General features: G+C 39.5%; 20 protein-coding genes. 4 read left to right on the forward strand and 16 right to left on the reverse strand.

Features of this window, described 5'->3' with window-relative positions:
• The first annotated feature begins 49 nt into the window (after window positions 1–49).
• Window positions 50–991 carry a hydrogen peroxide-inducible genes activator gene (locus VGE44_RS15215; protein ID WP_331080657.1) on the forward strand — a complete coding sequence of 314 codons (942 nt, stop codon included), beginning with the start codon at window positions 50–52 and terminating at the stop codon, window positions 989–991.
• On the opposite strand, the gene VGE44_RS15220 is transcribed toward VGE44_RS15215, so the two are convergent.
• The 4 genes from VGE44_RS15220 to VGE44_RS15235 form a co-directional block, all read right to left on the reverse strand.
• Window positions 988–1,155 carry a hypothetical protein gene (locus VGE44_RS15220; RefSeq protein ID WP_331080659.1) on the reverse strand — a complete coding sequence of 56 codons (168 nt, stop codon included), beginning with the start codon at window positions 1,153–1,155 and terminating at the stop codon, window positions 988–990. The genes VGE44_RS15215 and VGE44_RS15220 overlap by 4 nt on opposite strands.
• 70 nt (window positions 1,156–1,225) lie before the next feature.
• Complete coding sequence (locus tag VGE44_RS15225; RefSeq protein ID WP_331080662.1) at window positions 1,226–1,834, reverse strand: superoxide dismutase; 609 nt, start codon at window positions 1,832–1,834, stop codon at window positions 1,226–1,228.
• Between the two features lie 76 nt (window positions 1,835–1,910).
• Window positions 1,911–2,387, reverse strand: coding sequence for a nucleoside deaminase (locus VGE44_RS15230; protein WP_331080664.1), 477 nt, complete (start codon window positions 2,385–2,387; stop codon window positions 1,911–1,913).
• Complete coding sequence (locus VGE44_RS15235) at window positions 2,384–2,719, reverse strand: tRNA-binding protein (protein WP_331080666.1); 336 nt, start codon at window positions 2,717–2,719, stop codon at window positions 2,384–2,386. The genes VGE44_RS15230 and VGE44_RS15235 overlap by 4 nt, the downstream gene beginning before the upstream one ends.
• 130 nt (window positions 2,720–2,849) lie before the next feature.
• On the opposite strand from VGE44_RS15235, the gene VGE44_RS15240 reads away from it, so the two are divergent.
• Complete coding sequence (locus tag VGE44_RS15240) at window positions 2,850–4,037, forward strand: class I SAM-dependent rRNA methyltransferase (protein WP_331080668.1); 1,188 nt, start codon at window positions 2,850–2,852, stop codon at window positions 4,035–4,037.
• An 11-nt stretch (window positions 4,038–4,048) separates the two neighbouring features.
• On the opposite strand, the gene VGE44_RS15245 is transcribed toward VGE44_RS15240, so the two are convergent.
• The 7 genes from VGE44_RS15245 to VGE44_RS15275 form a co-directional block, all read right to left on the reverse strand.
• Window positions 4,049–4,822 carry a TerC family protein gene (locus tag VGE44_RS15245; protein ID WP_331080670.1) on the reverse strand — a complete coding sequence of 258 codons (774 nt, stop codon included), beginning with the start codon at window positions 4,820–4,822 and terminating at the stop codon, window positions 4,049–4,051.
• A 101-nt stretch (window positions 4,823–4,923) separates the two neighbouring features.
• Window positions 4,924–6,165 carry a hypothetical protein gene (locus VGE44_RS15250; RefSeq protein WP_331080672.1) on the reverse strand — a complete coding sequence of 414 codons (1,242 nt, stop codon included), beginning with the start codon at window positions 6,163–6,165 and terminating at the stop codon, window positions 4,924–4,926.
• Window positions 6,146–6,718, reverse strand: coding sequence for a hypothetical protein (locus tag VGE44_RS15255; protein WP_331080674.1), 573 nt, complete (start codon window positions 6,716–6,718; stop codon window positions 6,146–6,148). The genes VGE44_RS15250 and VGE44_RS15255 overlap by 20 nt, the downstream gene beginning before the upstream one ends.
• Window positions 6,719–6,752: 34 nt before the next feature.
• Complete coding sequence (locus tag VGE44_RS15260) at window positions 6,753–7,316, reverse strand: sigma-70 family RNA polymerase sigma factor (protein WP_331080676.1); 564 nt, start codon at window positions 7,314–7,316, stop codon at window positions 6,753–6,755.
• A 458-nt stretch (window positions 7,317–7,774) separates the two neighbouring features.
• Complete coding sequence (locus VGE44_RS15265; RefSeq protein ID WP_331080678.1) at window positions 7,775–8,320, reverse strand: ATP-binding protein; 546 nt, start codon at window positions 8,318–8,320, stop codon at window positions 7,775–7,777.
• A gap of 5 nt (window positions 8,321–8,325) precedes the next feature.
• On the reverse strand, window positions 8,326–8,955 hold the full coding sequence (gene pnuC, locus VGE44_RS15270; protein WP_331080680.1) for a nicotinamide riboside transporter PnuC: 630 nt from the start codon (window positions 8,953–8,955) through the stop codon (window positions 8,326–8,328).
• A gap of 49 nt (window positions 8,956–9,004) precedes the next feature.
• A complete protein-coding gene (locus VGE44_RS15275) occupies window positions 9,005–9,535 on the reverse strand; it encodes a hypothetical protein (RefSeq protein WP_331080682.1) in 531 nt (176 codons plus the stop codon).
• Between the two features lie 329 nt (window positions 9,536–9,864).
• Here VGE44_RS15275 and carB point away from each other — a divergent pair, with 329 nt between their 5' ends.
• On the forward strand, window positions 9,865–12,681 hold the full coding sequence (gene carB / locus VGE44_RS15280; protein WP_331080684.1) for a carbamoyl-phosphate synthase large subunit: 2,817 nt from the start codon (window positions 9,865–9,867) through the stop codon (window positions 12,679–12,681).
• 167 nt (window positions 12,682–12,848) lie between these two features.
• Window positions 12,849–14,303, forward strand: a complete 1,455-nt coding sequence (locus tag VGE44_RS15285; protein WP_331080687.1) for an arabinose isomerase — start codon at window positions 12,849–12,851, stop codon at window positions 14,301–14,303.
• A gap of 66 nt (window positions 14,304–14,369) precedes the next feature.
• Here the strand turns inward: VGE44_RS15285 and VGE44_RS15290 are convergent, their stop codons facing one another.
• The 5 genes from VGE44_RS15290 to VGE44_RS15310 all read right to left on the reverse strand — a co-directional run bounded on the left by VGE44_RS15290 (window position 14,370) and on the right by VGE44_RS15310 (window position 19,539).
• Window positions 14,370–14,855, reverse strand: coding sequence for a DUF4920 domain-containing protein (locus VGE44_RS15290; protein WP_331080689.1), 486 nt, complete (start codon window positions 14,853–14,855; stop codon window positions 14,370–14,372).
• Between the two features lie 156 nt (window positions 14,856–15,011).
• Entirely contained in the window at window positions 15,012–16,430 is a 1,419-nt protein-coding gene (radA, locus tag VGE44_RS15295; RefSeq protein WP_331080691.1) for a DNA repair protein RadA, read from the reverse strand.
• Between the two features lie 119 nt (window positions 16,431–16,549).
• On the reverse strand, window positions 16,550–18,100 hold the full coding sequence (locus VGE44_RS15300) for an Rne/Rng family ribonuclease (RefSeq protein ID WP_331080693.1): 1,551 nt from the start codon (window positions 18,098–18,100) through the stop codon (window positions 16,550–16,552).
• A 283-nt stretch (window positions 18,101–18,383) separates the two neighbouring features.
• Window positions 18,384–19,235, reverse strand: coding sequence for a tetratricopeptide repeat protein (locus VGE44_RS15305; RefSeq protein WP_331080696.1), 852 nt, complete (start codon window positions 19,233–19,235; stop codon window positions 18,384–18,386).
• A 19-nt stretch (window positions 19,236–19,254) separates the two neighbouring features.
• Window positions 19,255–19,539: an HU family DNA-binding protein gene (locus VGE44_RS15310; protein ID WP_305363534.1), complete on the reverse strand. Its 285-nt coding sequence runs from the start codon at window positions 19,537–19,539 to the stop codon at window positions 19,255–19,257.
• Window positions 19,540–19,556: the final 17 nt, after the last annotated feature.

The following is a 19,556-nucleotide window of genomic DNA, read 5'->3' on the forward strand; positions in this document are numbered from 1 at the left end:
TATCATTATAATCAATATTAATTATATTTACATAGCTAAAATCTATAATATGACCTTAGTACAATTAGAATATATAGTTGCTGTAGATACCTACAGAAGTTTCGGAATTGCTGCAGAGAAGTGCTTTGTAACCCAGCCTACTATGAGTATGCAGGTACAGAAACTGGAAGAAACCCTAGGAGTAAAGCTTTTCGACAGAAGCAAGCAGCCGGTATTACCAACTGAGATTGGATCTGAAGTAATAGAGCAGGCAAGGATCATACTAAAAGAGAGCTATAAACTAAATGAGCTGATCAGCAATCAGAGAAATATAATTACCGGTGAACTCAGAATTGGTATAATCCCAACAATGGCTCCTTATCTGATGCCAAAAGTGATCTCTGCATTTATGGAAAAATACCCGGATGTACAGCTGCAGATATGGGAATATATGACTGATCAGATCGTTCAGGAATTAAAAAACGGGCTGCTTGATTGCGGGATACTTTCAACTCCGCTTGAGGATAAAAGTTTGTGTGAAACACCTCTTTTTTATGAATCATTCGTGGCATACCTCTCTAAATCAAGTCCTCTGATAAGTAAAAAGAACATCTCAGCGAAAGATATAAATATTGAAGATCTGTGGCTTCTAAATGAAGGTCATTGCATGCGCAATCAGATTCTGAATATCTGTAACCGTAAAAAAACAGATGAGCAGAAGCCTCTTGAATACAATACCGACAGCGTTGAAACCCTCAAACGTATGGTTGAACTGAACAAAGGAATTACGCTTTTGCCTGAGCTTTCAATAAGTGATTTTTCAGTTAAGCAGCTTGACCGGGTACGTTATTTTAAAACACCCGAACCCAGCCGCGAAATAAGTATCGTTACGCATAGAAATTTTCTTAAGCGCAGACTAATATTAATTCTTGAGAAGGAAATTATTGAAGCTATTCCAAAACGAATGCGCAGCAAAAAGAAAAAAGAAATTATGGAGATTAAGCCTGACTAATCCTTACTTCTGAATTTTGAAATCACAAAGACGATCAGTGCGATAACTACTAAAACGACAAAAATACCGGTATATGCACCGGCTTTAAAAATACCGGTTATCAGGTCGCAACCAGATAAAAGGCTAATAGCCAAAAAGGCTACAACGAAAGATAAATTTTTCATAAGCATTTAAAATAAAAATAGTGATGTATTTAAATATACATCACTATTTCAATTTTAATGCCAAATGTGATTATTTTGCTTTCGCGAAGCGCTCAGCTACTGCATCCCAGTTAACAACATTCATAAATGCTGCAACATAATCAGCACGTTTGTTTTGATATTTAAGGTAATAAGCATGCTCCCAAACATCCATTCCTAAAATTGGAGTACCTTTAACTTCAGCGATATCCATCAATGGATTATCCTGGTTTGGAGTAGAACTTACCTGTAATTTTCCATCAGAACTAACCGAAAGCCATGACCATCCTGAACCGAAACGGGTCATACCTGCCTCAGCAAATTTTTTCTTGAATTCATCAAATGATCCGAACGCGGCATTGATTGCATTTGCCAGATCTCCTGAAGGTGCACCGCCGCCATTAGGCGACATTACTGACCAATAAAGTGTATGATTGAAGTGACCTCCACCGTTATTTCTTACCCCCATCGGGTATTTTGAAATGTTTTTCATCAGATCTTCGATCTTATGATTCTCTCCTTCAGTTCCGGCCAATGCTTTATTTACATTGTCTACATAAGCCTGATGATGTTTGCCATGGTGAATTTCCATAGTCATCTTGTCAATATGTGGTTCCAGAGCGTCTGTTGCGTAAGCTAACGCAGGTAGTTCAAATGCCATAATTTTTATATTTAGGTTAACGATTTATTCTATAACAAATATAAGACCGAATTGTCATAATTTATTCAATTTGTTGTCAAGTTTTGTTACGCCGGGAAATAAAGAACTCCTTCATCAGCCTTACTGCATCTTCAGCTAATACCCCCGATATCAATTCTGTTTTAGGGTGAAGAATCCGTTTACTGATCTGTGAAAAGCCTCTTTTTACATCCTCCGCACCGTAAACAATGCGGCTAATCTGAGTCCAGTGTGCCGCACCCGCACACATCACACAAGGTTCAATAGTGACATAAAGCGTGCAATCTTTCAAATATTTACCACCGGTATAATTTGCTGCTGCTGTAAAAGCCTGCATCTCTGCATGAGCAGTAACATCATTCAGTTGCTCGGTCAGGTTATGTCCTCTGCCTATTATTTTACCTTTATGTACGATAACTGCACCAATAGGTACCTCATCAAGTGTAAGGGCCTTATGCGCTTCTTTCAGGGCTTCTGCCATAAAAAAATCGTCTGGACTTTGTTCCGGTTCATCCGTAAAATTCACGTATCTCATATTAATGCTGAGCCATTTGGAACCGGGCGTTCTACAGAAGCTAAAACGATATGGCCATCCTGATCTGCAAAACCAGTTACCAGGAACTCTGAACTAAAATTTGCAATTTGCTTTTTTGGAAAATTCAAAACCCCTATAATCTGCCTGCCTATCAATTCGGATTTTGTGTAATGTTTGGTAATTTGAGCACTGCTCCATTTCACACCTAAATCCCCAAAATCAGCCTTTATTTTAAATGCAGGTTTTCTGGCTTCCGGAAAATCAAGAACTTCAAGAATTGTACCTGCTCTCAATGCCACCTTCTCAAAATCATCCCAGTTTATTTCTTTCATGTTCAAAGGTAAGTTGATGGCGGGATTATTCAAAAGGTTTTCAGAGCTGGCTGGCGATAACACGAACCGGAGGGGATAGGAAATAGGGAACGGGAATAGGAAATGGGTAACTCTTTGATAACTTTGCATCATGGATTCGGTAAGATTAAAAAAAGGTAAGGAAAAAGCAGTAAGACAATTACACCCATGGGTGTTTTCGGGTGCAATAGATCATGTTAAAGGAAAGCCCGAAAATGGCGATATTATCATGGTAACCGACAGCAATAATGATTTTCTTGCCTATGGATTCTTTAATGATCAGTCGCGGGTTGCCGTTCGCTTACTCGAATGGAACCTGGAAACTGAAATCAATGAAACCTGGTGGAGAAAAAAAATCAGAAATGCCGTTAAACTCAGAACGGATCTGCATACCGATCAAACAAATACCTACCGGGTAATTTTTAGCGAAGCTGATTATTTGCCGGGCCTAATTGTAGACCGTTATGCCGATTTTCTTTCCGTACAGATTTTAACTTCAGGAGTGGAGCGAATTAAACATATTCTGCTCGATGAACTGCAGAGTTTATTAAATCCCAAAGGCATTTTCGACAGAAGCGATGCTTCAGCACGGGCACACGAAGGGATGGAAGCTTCTTCCGGGGGAGTTTTGCTCGGAATAGAACCGCCAGAATTTGTCAGCGTCAGAGAAAATGGTATATTTTATCAGGTCAATATTGCTGAAGGACAGAAATCTGGTTTTTACTGTGATCAGCGTGATAACCGTAAATGGGTCGCAGAGTATGCTAAAGGAAGAAAAGTCCTGGATTGCTTTTCCTACTCAGGGGGATTCAGCCTGAATGCTATGAAGAACGAAGCCTCAGAAGTAATCAGTGTAGACAGTTCAGCACTTGCCCTTGATACCCTGAAAAGAAATATTGAAATCAATGATTTTCACAATATCCCGCACAGTCAAATACAATCTGATGTAAATAAACAGTTAAGGGTGTTCCGGGAAGAAAATGAAAAATTTGATATCATCATCCTTGATCCGCCCAAGTATGCCCCCTCCCGTTCGGCTTTAACAAAGGCCTCCAGGGCTTATAAAGACCTTAACCGCATGGCGATGCTTTTACTGAATGAAGGGGGGCTTTTAGCAACATTTTCCTGCTCGGGCGCTGTCGATATCAGCATGTTTAAACAGATTATTGCCTGGGCAGCACTTGACGCCGGTAAAAATGTACAATTCATTCAGCAGTTCTCACAACCCGCAGATCATCCGGTAAGGTCATCCTTCCCGGAGGGCGAATATTTAAAAGGTCTGCTATGCAGGATTAGTTAAATTTCCGGCTTTTAATCCTCGGGAACATTGTGTAAATGAACAGGCTTCTTACCTTTATTCATCTTTAGATTTAGCATTTCTACCAGCACTGAAAACGCCATTGCAAAATAGATATATCCCTTTGGAATATGCTGTTCAAATCCTTCGGCTAAAAGCGACACTCCTATTAGTAGCAGGAAAGACAGAGCAAGCATTTTTACTGTCGGGTGCTTGTTTACAAAATCACTGATACTTCCTGCAGAAAGCATCATCACAAAGACAGCAATTACTACTGCGGCAATCATTACTTCGATATGATCAGCCATTCCTACCGCTGTAATCACTGAATCGAGAGAGAAAACAACATCAAGAATAAGGATCTGAATAATAACTCCGGAAAAAGTTACTACTGCTTTGGTATCTGATTTATGTTCTTCCCCTTCAAGCTTATCATGAATTTCTGTAGTACTTTTATAGATCAGGAACAATCCTCCACTGAGCAGAATGAGATCTCGTCCAGAAATAGCAAATTTCTCAAATAATTCACCTTCGCTTAAGCCTATCCATTCACCTACATTAAACAGCGGACTCGTAAGCGTCATGATCCAGCTTAGCGAAAGCAGCAGCAGAACACGGGTTATCATTGCCAATGCTAAACCTAGCTGACGGGCTTTCTTTTGTTTATTTGCCGGCAATTTAGAGGCCATTATCGAAATAAATATGATATTATCTATTCCGAGCACTATCTCTAGCACCGTTAATGTGATCAATGATATCCAGATCTCAGGATTCGCTATCCATTCCATATTTTTTAACTTTTATCAAATGTAGATTAAAAGGTTTTAGAAATAAAACAAAAAAACCTCCCTGTACATACAAGAAGGTTTTAATGACAAATTAATGTGCTTTATAAAAACTTTACCCCTCCATAATTGGATTTAATAATGATCCGGCTATCCGAACCCTTACCTATTTGCCCTTTATAGTTTTTGCTAGGGCTCCAGGTCTTAGGTTTATCTGATGTATTAAACTGCTCAACAAGATTTACACGGCTATTACTGTAATTAAACCCGGCATAGTTCACTGTTACATCAAAATCAAAATTTGCACCTTCTTCCAGACCCAATGAAACACCGGAATAGGAAGAATTGATATTCAGATTTTTAACACTTTTGTCCACTTCATCTATTTTAAATCCACCGGTATAAGCCAGATTAAAATTACCGCCCTGACTTAGCTGTGCAATCGTAGCTTTACTATATTTAATAGTCGCACTAAGTTTAGCGCCCTGATTCATGGTTAAACTACCATACGCAACAGAGAGATTTCCATTTATAAAGTTATCAATACTTGCTGAGCCATAGCTAACCTTTACCTGGTTTGCCGGATTATCAAGCTTTCCTGATTTAAAGGAGCCATATGAGCTTGAAATATTTACAGGTCCGCTAAAATCATCAATCTCAGTTTTACCATAACGGTTACTGATATCAAGTGGATTTTTTGATGGCATATAGATCTGATAATTTACCTGAACACCTCTGCGCTCTTCCTGCCCATTCTTAATCCTCGACCAGAAATTCAAAGAGGTCTTCCCAAAATTTGTTTTAAAACTAATGAGATTTCCTTCTCTCAACTCTGCGATATCAACACTCTCAAGCAGATTTTCAGCACCACTCTCAGATGCTTCATAAGCCTTAATTTCAATTTCAATCTTTATCTCATTTTTAGCCCAGGTATGCACTGATACTTTTCCATATTGATTATTTACCGAAAGCTTATCTTTACTGTCAACTGAAAATGATCTGGTAATATTTTTTATCTTTTCGGCAGTCCCGGTTAATTCAACCGGCTCCTTCGGATCTTCAGGAATTTGATTGTCTGATATAATAATCTGAATATCTCCCAACTCTTTCCTAAGTTCATGTGTAGCAACAGCCAGCGTTTTGCCAATCTTTTCAAAATCAATATTCTTAATTTCAACGGCAACTGTTTTAAATGCTTCGGCTAGTTCGAACTCAATATTTTTAAGTTCGGAATTCACTCTGGGACTCTTTGGTCTGGCTGGCTCAACGGTCTGAGCTGATGCTAATTCTATAAAGAGCATCGTCAAAGCAAAAAGTAATGCTTTCTTAAATATTTTGTGTGTCATCACCCTGTTCTTTTTTTAATTGGTTAATCTGTTGTATTATTTCAAGCTGCTGATTCAATAATTCAATCTGTATCTGAAGATTTCGGATCATCGCCTTAACTGTTTCTTCCTGATTCGGACTTGCAGGTAAATCCTGCTTTAATTTTTGAAAATTAGCATCCATCTTTTTGATCTCTTCTGAGAATTCCTGATAAAGCTGAGGTTCTTCCTTTTCAATTCGTTTTAACTCACTCCTTTTAACTTCTATCAATGATGCATAATGTACCTGTTGTTGAGCCAGTTGCGGATCGATATTGCTCAGATAGGATGATTGCTTAAACTGATATTGATAAAACCAGATACCCGCAAACAAAATCGGAATAATTGAAGCCGCCAGTTTAAGCAGGAAACTAAGACGAACAACCCGTTCCCTTTTCTCATTTTTATTTTGAGATATCCCTATCTGTTTTTCATCGAGTTGTCTCTCAATTTTAGCCCACAGATCAGCAGGTGGTTCGAACTGATCGAAATCACTCCTGTTATCTTTTATAAAATTTTCTAATTTTTCTTTCATCTTTTTCCTCTCCCTGATCCATTACTGGATCATATTAATTATAACTTATCCCCTGATTCCTCAATAATTCAACAAGCTTTCTTCTTGCTCTCATAAACTGAGTCCTTGAAGTATTTTCACTTATGCGCAGAATCTGTGAAATCTCTTCATGATCATAACCCTCCAACAGGTACAGCGTAAGTACCAAACGATATCCATCCGGAAGCTGTTGGATGGTCGTCTGTACTTGCCGCACCTGCATTTCGAATTCTGAGTTATCAGTCTCCTCATCATCCGGAATAGATTCAACGTCTGTATCATCAATAGGTATCAGCTCCATTTTTCGCTTACGGATCTGACTGATTGATCTGTTGATAACGATCTGTTTCATCCACAAACCGAAAGTGGTCTCCTGCCTGAAATCGGCGATTCGGGTATAAGCATCTATGAATGCCTCCTGCAGCACATCTGCCGCTTCATCCGCATCATTCACAATGCGCATAGCTATATTGAACATGGCCCTTGAATAGAGCTTGTACAATTCATTTTGTGCCTTCCTACTACCGTTTCTGCATTCAACCACAAGGTCATAATGCTGATCTACGTAAACAGCTTCCAAATTTTTACGCTTTTCTTAATCAATAGACGCAGGGATTTTTCCCACGTTGCATCAAGGTAAGGGAAATATTTAATTAGTGGGATTCGCATATGAGGTAGGAGGTCTGAGTTCTGAAAGCGACCTAAGAAATAACATCATGTTTTGAATGTTGAAATTACTATTGGGTTTTGGCTTTCGGCTTTGAACTTTTTACTTTAAGCATTTTGCCTTTCGCATTATACGCTAATTATCCATCTGGGGCTTGCCTGAAGGCCGGGCTCTACGCTATAGTTTTTGCCCACAAATTCCATTTAAACCGAAAAATTCCTTGGGCAAAAAGCTGCCGCTTCGATCCCTAAGCCAACTAAACGCTGTATTATCAGATTCTGCTATATAAAAATCGGGGTTGATAATATTTCTTGTATCTGAATACCTAAAAGAGAAAACTAAATTCAGTTCGCAGACAAATTGACTCGCTGTCAAATCGAAAAATAGGAATCAATTGTCTGGATGGCATTTTGAAGCCTTTCTTCTTCAGATCCTGAAATTAAACTGTATGTAGCATTGAGTGCTTTCAGTTCCTTATGCCACACTTCCATGAAATGTTCCCGCATATGAGGAAAATCGCGAAGGGGATCTTCCTCCCAGGGAAGATCGATGTCCATTAATAAATAGAGGTCATAGTTGTGTAGCGGAAGTTTATCAAGCACTTCCTGCGGTGCACGGCCAAACATATGATCACTCCAAATCTTGACAGTTATGAAGGTAGTATCACAAATCAGAAGACGATTGGCTTGTGAAACCATTTGCTCTTCAAGTTCCAATTGCCCCCTGAACATATTGATCTCATCTTCCCAGGTACACTCAGCAACAAGCTTTTCGCAATAGCCGCGGGCGTATTCAGGTACCCATACCGTATCATAATGTAAGGCTAGTTGTTGGGAAATTGTGGATTTTCCGGTAGATTCAGGACCAACAACCGCTATCCTGATTAATTCCTTGCTAAGATTCTCCGAGTTCTCCATTATAGCTAAATAATCTGATCCTGTCCACTTACTAAAACGCGGCTTCTTTGATACTCTTTTCTCCAGTCGTAATACCCAATCGCCGCAATGATAATATACAATGTATACATGCCGGCAGTCAGATGCAAGTCCTTAGAGATGTATACTCCAACATAAATGATGTCGACAAAGATCCAGATCAGCCAGTTTTCCAAAACCTTCCGGGCAAGAAATACCTGGGCAACCAGACTGCAGGCTGTACAGAAACTATCTATAAATGGAAATGATGCATCTGTACCCTTGAAAAGGAAGAAACCTAAAACTGCCGTAAAAGCAACAATTCCTGCCACTGATAAAACGATTTCTTTAAGGCTAATCGAAGAGACAGGAACTTTTTTTAGCTCATCTTTTCGGCTCCAAAAATACCACCCATAAAAATTCATCAATAAAAAATATACCTGTAAACCTGTATCGGCATATAATTTAGCTTCAAAAAAGATGAAAATATAGATCAGAACGCTGATAATTGCGATCGGCCAGCTCCAGATATTATTTTTTGCAGCCAGATAAACGCATAAAATACCTGTGATTACCCCCGAAGCTTCGAGCAAACTTTGATTCCAAAGCCAGTCAGTAAAAACAGAAATTAAATACATCAGGCCAAATATAAAGCACCCGGGCAATAATCAAGCTTATGATAATAATTTACTTGCTAGTATTTGGTGCAGCATTAAAGCCAAGACTTGCTTTAATCGTCATATCTGCGGTTGTGGCATTACGTAAAACATATTCCATTCTAATGCGAACAGTTGATTCTTTGATGTATTCATCGAGAAGGATTGTAGTATCAGCATCAAGCATAATACTATTCCCAACAGTTGAAGCTATGTTATCACGGGTTGCAATCAAAAGCTCTCTGGAACTGTCGCCACGTGAAATATAAATCTTTACAGATTTGAATACCCCAAAACTCTGACCTGAAGGATAAGTGGCATCAAGTTTTACCGATGATACACGCACATCCGTAATAGCATTGGTATTGGAACCCTGGCCGGTAAAGATCTGGTCAAAACTGCTCGCCTGAGCAGTAACCGATTGTGCTGCATCAGTCCTGCTTGTTGAGGGTACACTTAAAGTAGCAGTATATGGAAATGTAGAACGTACTATAGATTGAATAGCTGAACATCCACTTAATATCGAGGCACTTACAACAAATGCAATAATTGATTTTTTCATGATTTTGTGTTTTAAAAGGCTAATTTATTCAACAGAATAAGGGTTTATGAATTTATAATTAGTATTACATCTGCTACACACACAAAACCCGTTCCAATCGTTGAAAAATAGTGATAATTTTAATTGGTTTCTTTAGGCCCTTTATTTACTTCTCTTAAAGGTTGTATAAAAATTCTTTTTACTCTTAAAATACATGAATTCAAAAAAATCAGACTAAAAATGCATAAAAATATATAACTTTGCATCCCGACAAAACAGTCGGGATCTTTGTTCTCCACAGCATAGTAATCTCCTCTTTTGTTATTAGAAATTAAAATTTTAGAAGAACTATGCCATTAGACACCTCCATCCAATCAATCCTGATCATCGGTTCAGGACCAATCGTTATCGGTCAGGCCTGCGAATTTGATTATGCCGGATCTCAGGCTGCACTCTCTTTAAAAGACGAAGGAATCAAGGTTTCCATAATCAATTCTAACCCTGCCACTATCATGACAGATAAGGTTATTGCTGATCATGTATATCTGCTTCCCTTAACCTGTGAAAGTATAGAGCAGATACTCAACGAACAAAAGATTGATGCAGTTCTGCCGACTATGGGTGGACAAACCGCATTAAACTTGTGTAAAGAGGCTGAAGAAAGAGGAATCTGGGAAAAATACGGTGTCCGTATAGTCGGCGTAGATATTGCTGCCATTGAGAAGACAGAGAACCGTGAAGAATTCCGAAAGCTTATGGTAGAAATTGGAGTAGGGGTTGCCCCATCCAAAATTGCCAATTCCTTTCTTGAAGGTAAAGAAGCTGCACAGCAAATTGGTTTTCCGCTTGTAATCCGACCTTCCTACACTCTGGGAGGTTCAGGGGGTGGCTTTGTTCACAAAAAAGAAGATTTCGATCAGGCATTAAGCCGCGGTTTACAGGCTTCACCTACACATGAAGTTCTTGTAGAAAAAGCGGTTTTAGGCTGGAAAGAATATGAGCTTGAATTATTGAGAGACGGAAATGATAATGTAATTATCATCTGTTCGATTGAAAATTTCGACCCTATGGGTATACATACCGGTGATTCTATTACCGTTGCTCCTGCCATGACACTGAGTGATCGTTGTTATCAGGAAATGCGTAATCAGGCTATCCTAATGATGCGCTCAATCGGAAATTTCGCAGGCGGATGTAACGTGCAATTCTCCGTTGATCCTGTTACTGAAGCTATTATAGCCATTGAAATCAATCCAAGGGTTTCCCGTTCGTCGGCTCTGGCCTCAAAAGCAACCGGTTACCCGATTGCAAAAATTGCATCAAAATTAGCTATCGGCTACAACCTTGATGAAATTGAAAATCAGATCACAAAAACTACTTCAGCATATTTTGAGCCAACGCTCGATTATGTGATCGTTAAAATACCTCGTTGGAACTTCGACAAATTTAAAGGTGCCAATACAGAACTGGGCCTGCAGATGAAATCTGTGGGAGAGGTTATGGCCATTGGGCGCACCTTTATTGAAGCACTTCAGAAAGCTTGTCAGAGTTTGGAAACTAACCGTTTGGGATTAGGCGCTGATGGCAGACAGAGCCGTAATCTGGAAGAGATCATGCATAGTCTCGAGCACCCAAGCTGGGATCGCCTGTTTCATGTTAAGGATGCCATGAGCCTTGGCGTCCCTTTGGAATCAATCCGCAAAATAACACATATTGATAAATGGTTCCTGGTACAGATCCTTGAACTGGTCAATATGGAAGCTGAACTAAAACGCTATTCATTAAATAATATCCCCGCAGATTTCTTCATTACATTAAAGCAGAAGGGTTATGCCGACGCTCAGATCGCCTGGTTACTCGGAAATGTAACAGAAGATGAGGTTTATGATCGCCGCAAAAGTCTGGGTATAAACAGGGTCTATAAAATGGTTGATACCTGTGCGGCAGAATTCCCGGCACAAACACCATATTATTACTCCACTTTCGAGGACGAAAACGAGTCGATTGTCAGCAATAAGAAAAAGATCATCGTACTCGGATCCGGCCCTAACCGAATCGGTCAGGGTATAGAGTTTGATTATTCATGTGTCCACGGATTGCTTGCAGCCAAAGAGTCTGGTTTTGAAGCAATCATGATTAACTGTAATCCTGAAACGGTTTCTACCGACTTTAATATGGCAGATAAGCTGTATTTCGAACCGGTTTTCTGGGAACATGTGCGCGAGATCATTGAGCTTGAAAAGCCTGAGGGGGTAATCGTTCAGCTTGGCGGACAAACGGCCTTAAAAATGGCCGAGAAGCTGCATCAAAAAGGAATTAAGATTATTGGTTCTTCTTTCGACAGCATGGACATAGCCGAAGACCGCGGTCGTTTCTCTGACCTGCTGAAAGAAATGGATATTCCTTATCCATTGTATGGAGTGGCTGAAAGTGCTGAAGAAGCCCTGGAGGTTGCACATAAAGTTGGATATCCGGTTTTGGTTCGTCCGAGTTATGTACTGGGCGGACAGGGAATGAGCATTGTGATCAATGATGAAGACCTTGAAAAAGCTGTTGTAAAATTATTGAGAAACCTGCCGGGAAACCGTGTATTGATCGATCATTTCCTCGACAGGGCTGAAGAAGCTGAATCTGATTCTATATCAGACGGAGATGATTGCCATATCATTGGTTTGATGGAGCATATTGAACCCGCAGGGATTCACTCAGGTGACTCATACGCTGTATTGCCACCATTTAATCTCTCTAAAAAGGTAACGGATCTCATGGAGGAGTATACCAAACGAATTGCAAAGGCATTGAATGTCAGGGGATTATTGAATATTCAGTTCGCTATAAAAGATGAAAAGGTATATGTGATTGAAGCCAATCCAAGGGCATCCAGAACTGTTCCTTTCATTGCAAAAGCATACGATGTACCTTATATCAATATTGCTACCAAAATTATGCTGGGTGTAAATAAACTGAAAGATTTTAAGATCGAACGTAAACTTGTTGGATATGCGATCAAAGAACCTGTTTTCTCTTTCGATAAATTCCCTGAAGTTAAAAAGGAATTAGGTCCTGAAATGAAATCTACCGGCGAATCGATCCGCTTTATAAATGACCTTGAGGATCCTTATTTCAGACATCTTTATAAAGAGAAATCGATGTACCTTTCTAAATAAGCGGAAAGATAAAAGCCTAAAGCAAAAAAGGCCTGCAGAAAAATTCTGTGGGCCTTCTATATTTTCAAGAGGTTTTATTTTTGTTTATTTATCCTGAATGGATTGAATAAAAATTCGAAATTGGATTTTTCTGTTGCATCTTTAATTATCGATTAAATAAAATATTCATGAATAAACTGAACAATAGTGCGATCAACAAATCAAGTTTGAAAATTGGCCTTTTCGGCATCGGACTGGATACTTATTGGCCGCAGTTTGAAGGTTTGAAAGAACGACTGGAAGGCTATTTAAATACCGTAGAACAAAAGCTTTCTGATATTCACCCTTCAGTTGTTAACGCCGGACTGGTAGATAATCCTGATAAAGCCTTTCAGGCCGGAAAATTATTTAAAACTGAAGACGTAGATCTGATATTTCTATATGTTACTACCTATGCATTGTCATCAACTGTTTTGCCGGTAGTGCAGCGGGCAAAGGTTCCTGTTATTATTTTAAATCTGGCACCTGAGGCATCAATTGATTATACCTCATTCAATGCGATGGGCGACCGGACCAAAATGACCGGTGAATGGCTCTCCTATTGTTCGGCATGCCCTGTCCCTGAAATCGCAAATGTATTTAACAGAGTAGGTGTTAAATTCCACCAGATCACCGGAATGCTGCACGATGATGAATTATGCTGGAATGAAGTATCAGAGTGGCTGCAGGCTGCTAAAGTGGCTAACATAATGGCCTATAACCGCCTGGGTTGTATGGGGCATTATTACAGCGGCATGCTGGATATTTACACAGATCTAACCCAGCAATATGCTCATTTCGGAGGTCATATTGAACTCATTGAGGTTGAAGAACTGGCAAGCCTGAGAAAAGAAGTAAGCAATGAAGAATTAAACGACAGACTGAAGCTTTTCTATGAGACCTTTGATGTACAACCTGATTGCCCGGCAGATGAGTTGGAGAAAGCGGCCATCACCTCAGTTGCTCTTGATAAACTGGTAGCAAAGCATCAGCTTGGTTCCATGGCTTATTATCATAAAGGCACAGGAAATATTGAAAATGAGGAAGCCATCTCTTCTATCATTTTAGGTAATTCACTTCTTACTGCAAACGGTATCCCCGTTGCCGGTGAGTATGAAATTAAGAACGTACAGGCGATGAAGATCATGGATTCATTTGGAGCAGGTGGATCTTTTACAGAATACTATGCAATGGATTTTAAAGATGATGTTATCTTGATGGGACATGATGGTCCCGGTCATATTGCAATTGCAGAAGGTAAAACCAAAGTACGCCCCCTACATGTTTATCATGGAAAAGTAGGCAAAGGCGTGTCAGTGGAAATGATGGTTAAAAATGGTCCGGTGACGCTGCTTTCTGTTGCAGAAAAGAGAGGCGGCGGACTAATGCTTCTGGTAGCAGAGGGCGAATCAGTCCAGGGACCTATTCTTCAGATAGGTAATACAAACAGCAGGTATAAATTCTCTATCGGGGCAAGAAATTTTGTAAATAACTGGAATAGCTATGGCCCTGCTCATCATTGCGCAGTAGGTATCGGACATATCAGTTCAAAAATTGAGAAACTTGGCCAGTTGTTGAATATGGAAGTGGTGAAGGTGTGTTGAACTTAATTCATTAAAAGGAGCTATACCTTATCGGTAAAGCTCCTTTTAAATACTCATCGGAGAAAATCAGTTCATAACAACAACACCCTTTGCTTCAAAGGCTAATTGTTCTTTCGGACTTGTGATTGCAGCAATCTCTGCTTCAGTCTTCCCGCCATCCTTTGCATAATGTCTTAGCTTTTCAACTGAAGTAGTATCAGTATATGCGAACCCATCTAATACGACTTCTTTGCCACCAAGATCTTTGGGAACAAAAATCTTGTAATCTTTAAAAGTTACTCTCATTTCATCGCCATTATTGAGAGTCATGGTCATCCAGCAGCCTTTTTCCTGACATACCTCTTTTACCACACCTTTAATTTTCATGTCCTTTTTACTTTCACCCTTCATTTCACTTTGAATGGATGCCAGTTCAATTACCTGATCATTTTTTATGGAATCGCCAAAAACAGCTATGCCTTTTACATTTTCAACGGTTTGAGTTTCAGTTTTTGGATTATTACATGCTGAAAGAATAGCCAGAGCAATAATTGAGAGTATAATCTTGTTCATAATTTATATTTGGTTTATACGAAATTGATAATAAAAATTGTGATTATTGATTTATTGAAGATTAATCATAATTTGAGGTCGGAAGTCAGAGGTCTGATGCTAACGTACCTTTCAGATCTCAGACATCGGTCCTCATACCCCAATCTCCCGTCCCACCTATCCGAACAAAGCATTGAATACTTCTTCAACCTTAGCTACGGTTTTGATCTTAATTCTATATTTCTGCCATTCAGGTTCCGTTTTCACACCCCTGCCCGCAGGAAGATTATACTTGGAAATAAAAATTTGTTCGAAGCCAAGTTTTTCTGCTTCGGCAATTCGTTGCTCAATTCTATTTACAGCCCTGATTTCACCGGATAAACCAACTTCTGCCGAGAAGCATATTTTAGAATCCACTGGCATATCTTCATGAGAGGAAATTATCGCAACAACAACAGCGAGATCTATGGCCGGATCTTCAACCCTCAATCCACCGGCAATATTCAGAAAAACATCTTTTGCACTTAACTTAAAACCGCATCGTTTTTCCAAAACTGCAAGCAGCATATTCAATCTCTTCGTATCAAAGCCAGTTGCAGAGCGCTGAGGCGTTCCGTAAGCAGAAACACTAACCAATGCCTGGGTTTCAATCAGCATGGGCCTGAGGCCTTCGAGCATTGCCGAAATGGTGATGCCGCTAAGTGGTTCATCCCTTTGCGATAGCAGAATTTCAGAAGGGTTTGATACCTCTCTGAGTCCGCTGCCCTGCATTTCGTAAATACCAAGTTCTGAGGCAGAACCAAAGCGGTTCTTTACCGCACGCAATATCCGGTAAACATGGTGCCTGTCGCCTTCAAACTGCAAAACAGTATCAACCATATGCTCCAGAATCTTGGGCCCGGCAATCATTCCATCCTTGGTGATATGCCCTATAAGAAATACCGGGGTTCCGCTTTCTTTTGCAAAACGCAGCAGTTCGGCAGTACATTCCCTTACCTGCGAAACACTACCGGGAGTTGATTCTATATGAGCTGAATATAAGGTTTGTATAGAATCAATTACAAGCAGGTCTGGCTGCAGAATTTCAATCTGTTTAAAAATATTTTGTGTGGAAGTCTCGGTAAGAATATAAGTATCTGAAGAGGCAGCATTTTTCAAACCTGCCGCAGGTGCCAATCTTTCGGCCCGCATCTTGATCTGCTGTTCACTTTCCTCACCGGATACATAAAGTACTTTCAAACCAGGTAAATTAAGCGCAACCTGGAGCATGAGCGTAGATTTACCAATACCCGGTTCACCTCCAATTAATATTATTGATCCGCTTACTATACCTCCGCCCAAAACCCGGTTCAGCTCCTTATCCGGAGTAATCAAACGATTCTCCTCAGAATAAATAATTTCATGAATTGCCGCCGGTTTATTGGAACGCTGAGTGCTGCTAGAACCACTCTTCCAGTCGGGAACAGAAGCCCCTGCTTTTTCTATAATCTCTTCTACAAAAGTATTCCACTGGCTGCAGGAAGGGCATTTACCTAACCATTTAGCGGATTCATATCCACAACTCTGACAGAAATAAGCGGAACGGGTTTTAGCCATGGGATAAATGAGCAAATGTGAGAATTTGTAAATTAGCAAATGCAAATTAATAAATGTCCAGATTAAAATTCATCTGCACATTTACTAATTTCCTCATCCGATAGCTATCGGATTACTAATTAAAGCTTAATCTCCTCTTCCTTAGAATTCAGAAAATGAAACTCAGTGAGGTAATAAGAAGGCACAGCCTTAACCCTGATCCACTTACTGAATTTAAAGAACCATTTACACTGAATGGAGAAAAGTCCCTTTTTAATATAGGCTTCAATATAAGGATGAACACATAAAGTGACGCTGCGCTCATTCTGCTCATTGAGAATATAGTTCAGGTTGTTCTCTATATCGTCCATTAAAATGATACTCGCTTTGATCTCTCCTGTACCATCGCAGGCAGGACATTTCTCATTGGTTACGATATTCATTTCAGGCCTTACACGCTGACGGGTCAACTGTACTAAACCAAATTTGCTCGGAGGCAAAATGGTATGCTTGGCGCGGTCAAGTAACATCAGATCCTTGAGATGATCAAACAACTCTTTTCGGTTCTGAGGCTTGTGCATATCGATAAAATCAATTACCACAATACCACCCATATCACGCAGACGTAACTGACGGGCTATTTCCTTAGCAGCTTCCATGTTGATCATCAGTGCATTTTGCTCCTGATTCTCGGTATTTGCTGTACGATTACCACTATTTACATCAATTACATGTAATGCTTCAGTATGTTCAATAACAAGATAAGCTCCTCCAGGTAGATTTACAGTACGCCCAAACGCTGATTTGATTTGCTTTTCAATACCAAAATGTTCGAATATCGGCTCTTTACCTCTGTATTGTTTAACGATCTTTTCCATTTCGGGAGAGATCTCATGAACATAAGATCTGATCTCTTCAAACAATGCAGGATCTCCAATATGGATATTTGTAAAATCGGTATTAAGAATATCGCGAAGGATTGTGGAAGTACGACCCATCTCTCCCAGAATCTTCTTGGAAGGCTCAGTATTCGGAAGGCGGGTAGTAAATTTTTCCCATTTGTCAATCAAATCAAGCAGATCCTTCTGTAATTCAGCAACACCTTTTCCTTCAGAAACCGTACGAATAATTACCCCGAAATTTTTCGGCTTAATACTCTCCACAATTTTCTTAAGACGGTTACGCTCTGTATTACTCTTTATCTTTTTGGAAATTGAAATAACATCCGAAAAAGGGACAAGAACGGCGAAGCGGCCTGCAATTGAAAGATCTGAACTTAAGCGCGGACCCTTCGTTGAGATCGGTTCTTTGGCGATCTGAACGGGAAGCAGCATGTTCCGGTTCAGTATCTCTGAGACTTTTCCGGATTTACTTATATCCGTTTCAAGTCTGAAACTATTGAGCAGTTTATCTTTATAACTGCCATTCTTTACAATTTTTGTAAGTTTTAGCAGCGATTGAACCTGTGGTCCAAGATCCAGATAATGCAAAAAAGCATCCTTTTCGTAGCCTACATCAACAAATGCAGCATTCAATCCGGGCATGATCTTTTTGATCTTGCCTAAATATATATCGCCAACAGCATAATTGTTGCTGACCTGCTCTGTGTTTAATTCTACGAGTTGCTTGTCTTGCAGTAAAGCAATAGTAACCCCACTAGGGGATGAATTGATAATTAATTCCTTTACCAATGGCTAAATTTAAGACACCGGCTAAGAAAACCGGCATACGTTTAAAACTAGGAAATAAATAAAAACAAACAAATGATTTAAACCTCCGGCGCAATTAAGCGGGAGGTTTAAAAATTTTATAAGTCTGCAATTAATCCGAACATAAAGAACAGATTAAAAATCAGACTATTTTTTCTTATGTCTGTTTTTTCTTAAGCGTTTTTTACGCTTGTGAGTAGCCATTTTATGTCTTTTTCTTTTCTTACCGCTTGGCATAATGTTGTTTTTTAAAATGTTTTATAATCTAATTACTTAATTCGTTTACTTTCCTGTCCACAAACGTGCTCATGTTCGGGTCAGCTGCAATTTCTTTGGTTTTCAGATAGGCTGCAATCGCGTCAGACTTCCTATCCATGTTCTCATAACTTGAGGCCAGGTAAAACCATGCCTCAGCGCTTGGAGCAATATCAATAACCGTTTTGAAACGCTCCACTGCCTTATCGAACTGACCTGATTTCATTGAAAACAAGCCCAGGTTCAAGTTAGCCTTTAAATTTTTCGGATCCTGTTTTACCACGTCAAGCAACAAGGTAATACCCTGCATAGGGTTTGGTGTTCCTGTTACGTAAGCTATTCCTAATCCGGTTTTAACCTCCAGAGTATTTGGTTTAATTTTATCAGCTTTTTGATAAGAACTGATCGCCTTTTGTACAAGAGCAGGCTGAACAAGAGTATCCATACTCTGTTGATAAGCATCTGTAAATTTATCACCGGCTTTTAACCATGAATCAAAATTCGGTTCCTTTTCAGCTATTAATTCATAATAAAAAGCTGCAGGAGTAGTTTGATTTACATCATCCCATTGCTGGGCCAGTTGCTTTTGAATATTTAGCTTCTCAGATTCAGACGAGCTTTTTAATTGAGCTTCAAGATCCGAGATCTGCTTTTTAAGACTGGCATTTAAGCTCTCTTTGGACTTTAAAGAAATATCTTCTAATGAAACTTCTTTAACTTTTTCCGCCTGAGCGGTACCTGAAGCATTTGCAGCAGCAGCACCTTCATTCGGTTTAACCAAACCCTGAATATCTAAAGAAAGCATCAGGCCCATCAGTACTACCACTGAACCTATAACTATAATCTGCTTTCTTTGTAACATTCCTGACTGAATAAAATGATTACTTGTTACCGCCCTTTACCTTCTCAACAAAAACCTTGGCAGGTTTGAAACTTGGAACGAAATGCTCAGGGATAATGATTGCTGTATTTTTTGAAATATTACGAGCTGTTTTCTTTGCTCTCTTCTTCACAACAAAGCTACCAAAACCTCTCACGTAAACATTCTCGCCATTTACCATTGAATTTTTGACAACTTTAAAAAACGCTTCTATAGCTTCCTGAACATCTACCTTTTCAATTCCTGTTTTGTTAGAGATCTCTGTGATGATTTCTGCCTTGGTCATATCTATTTTCTTTAATT

The organism is Daejeonella sp. (assembly GCF_036405355.1).
Lineage (GTDB): Bacteria > Bacteroidota > Bacteroidia > Sphingobacteriales > Sphingobacteriaceae > Daejeonella.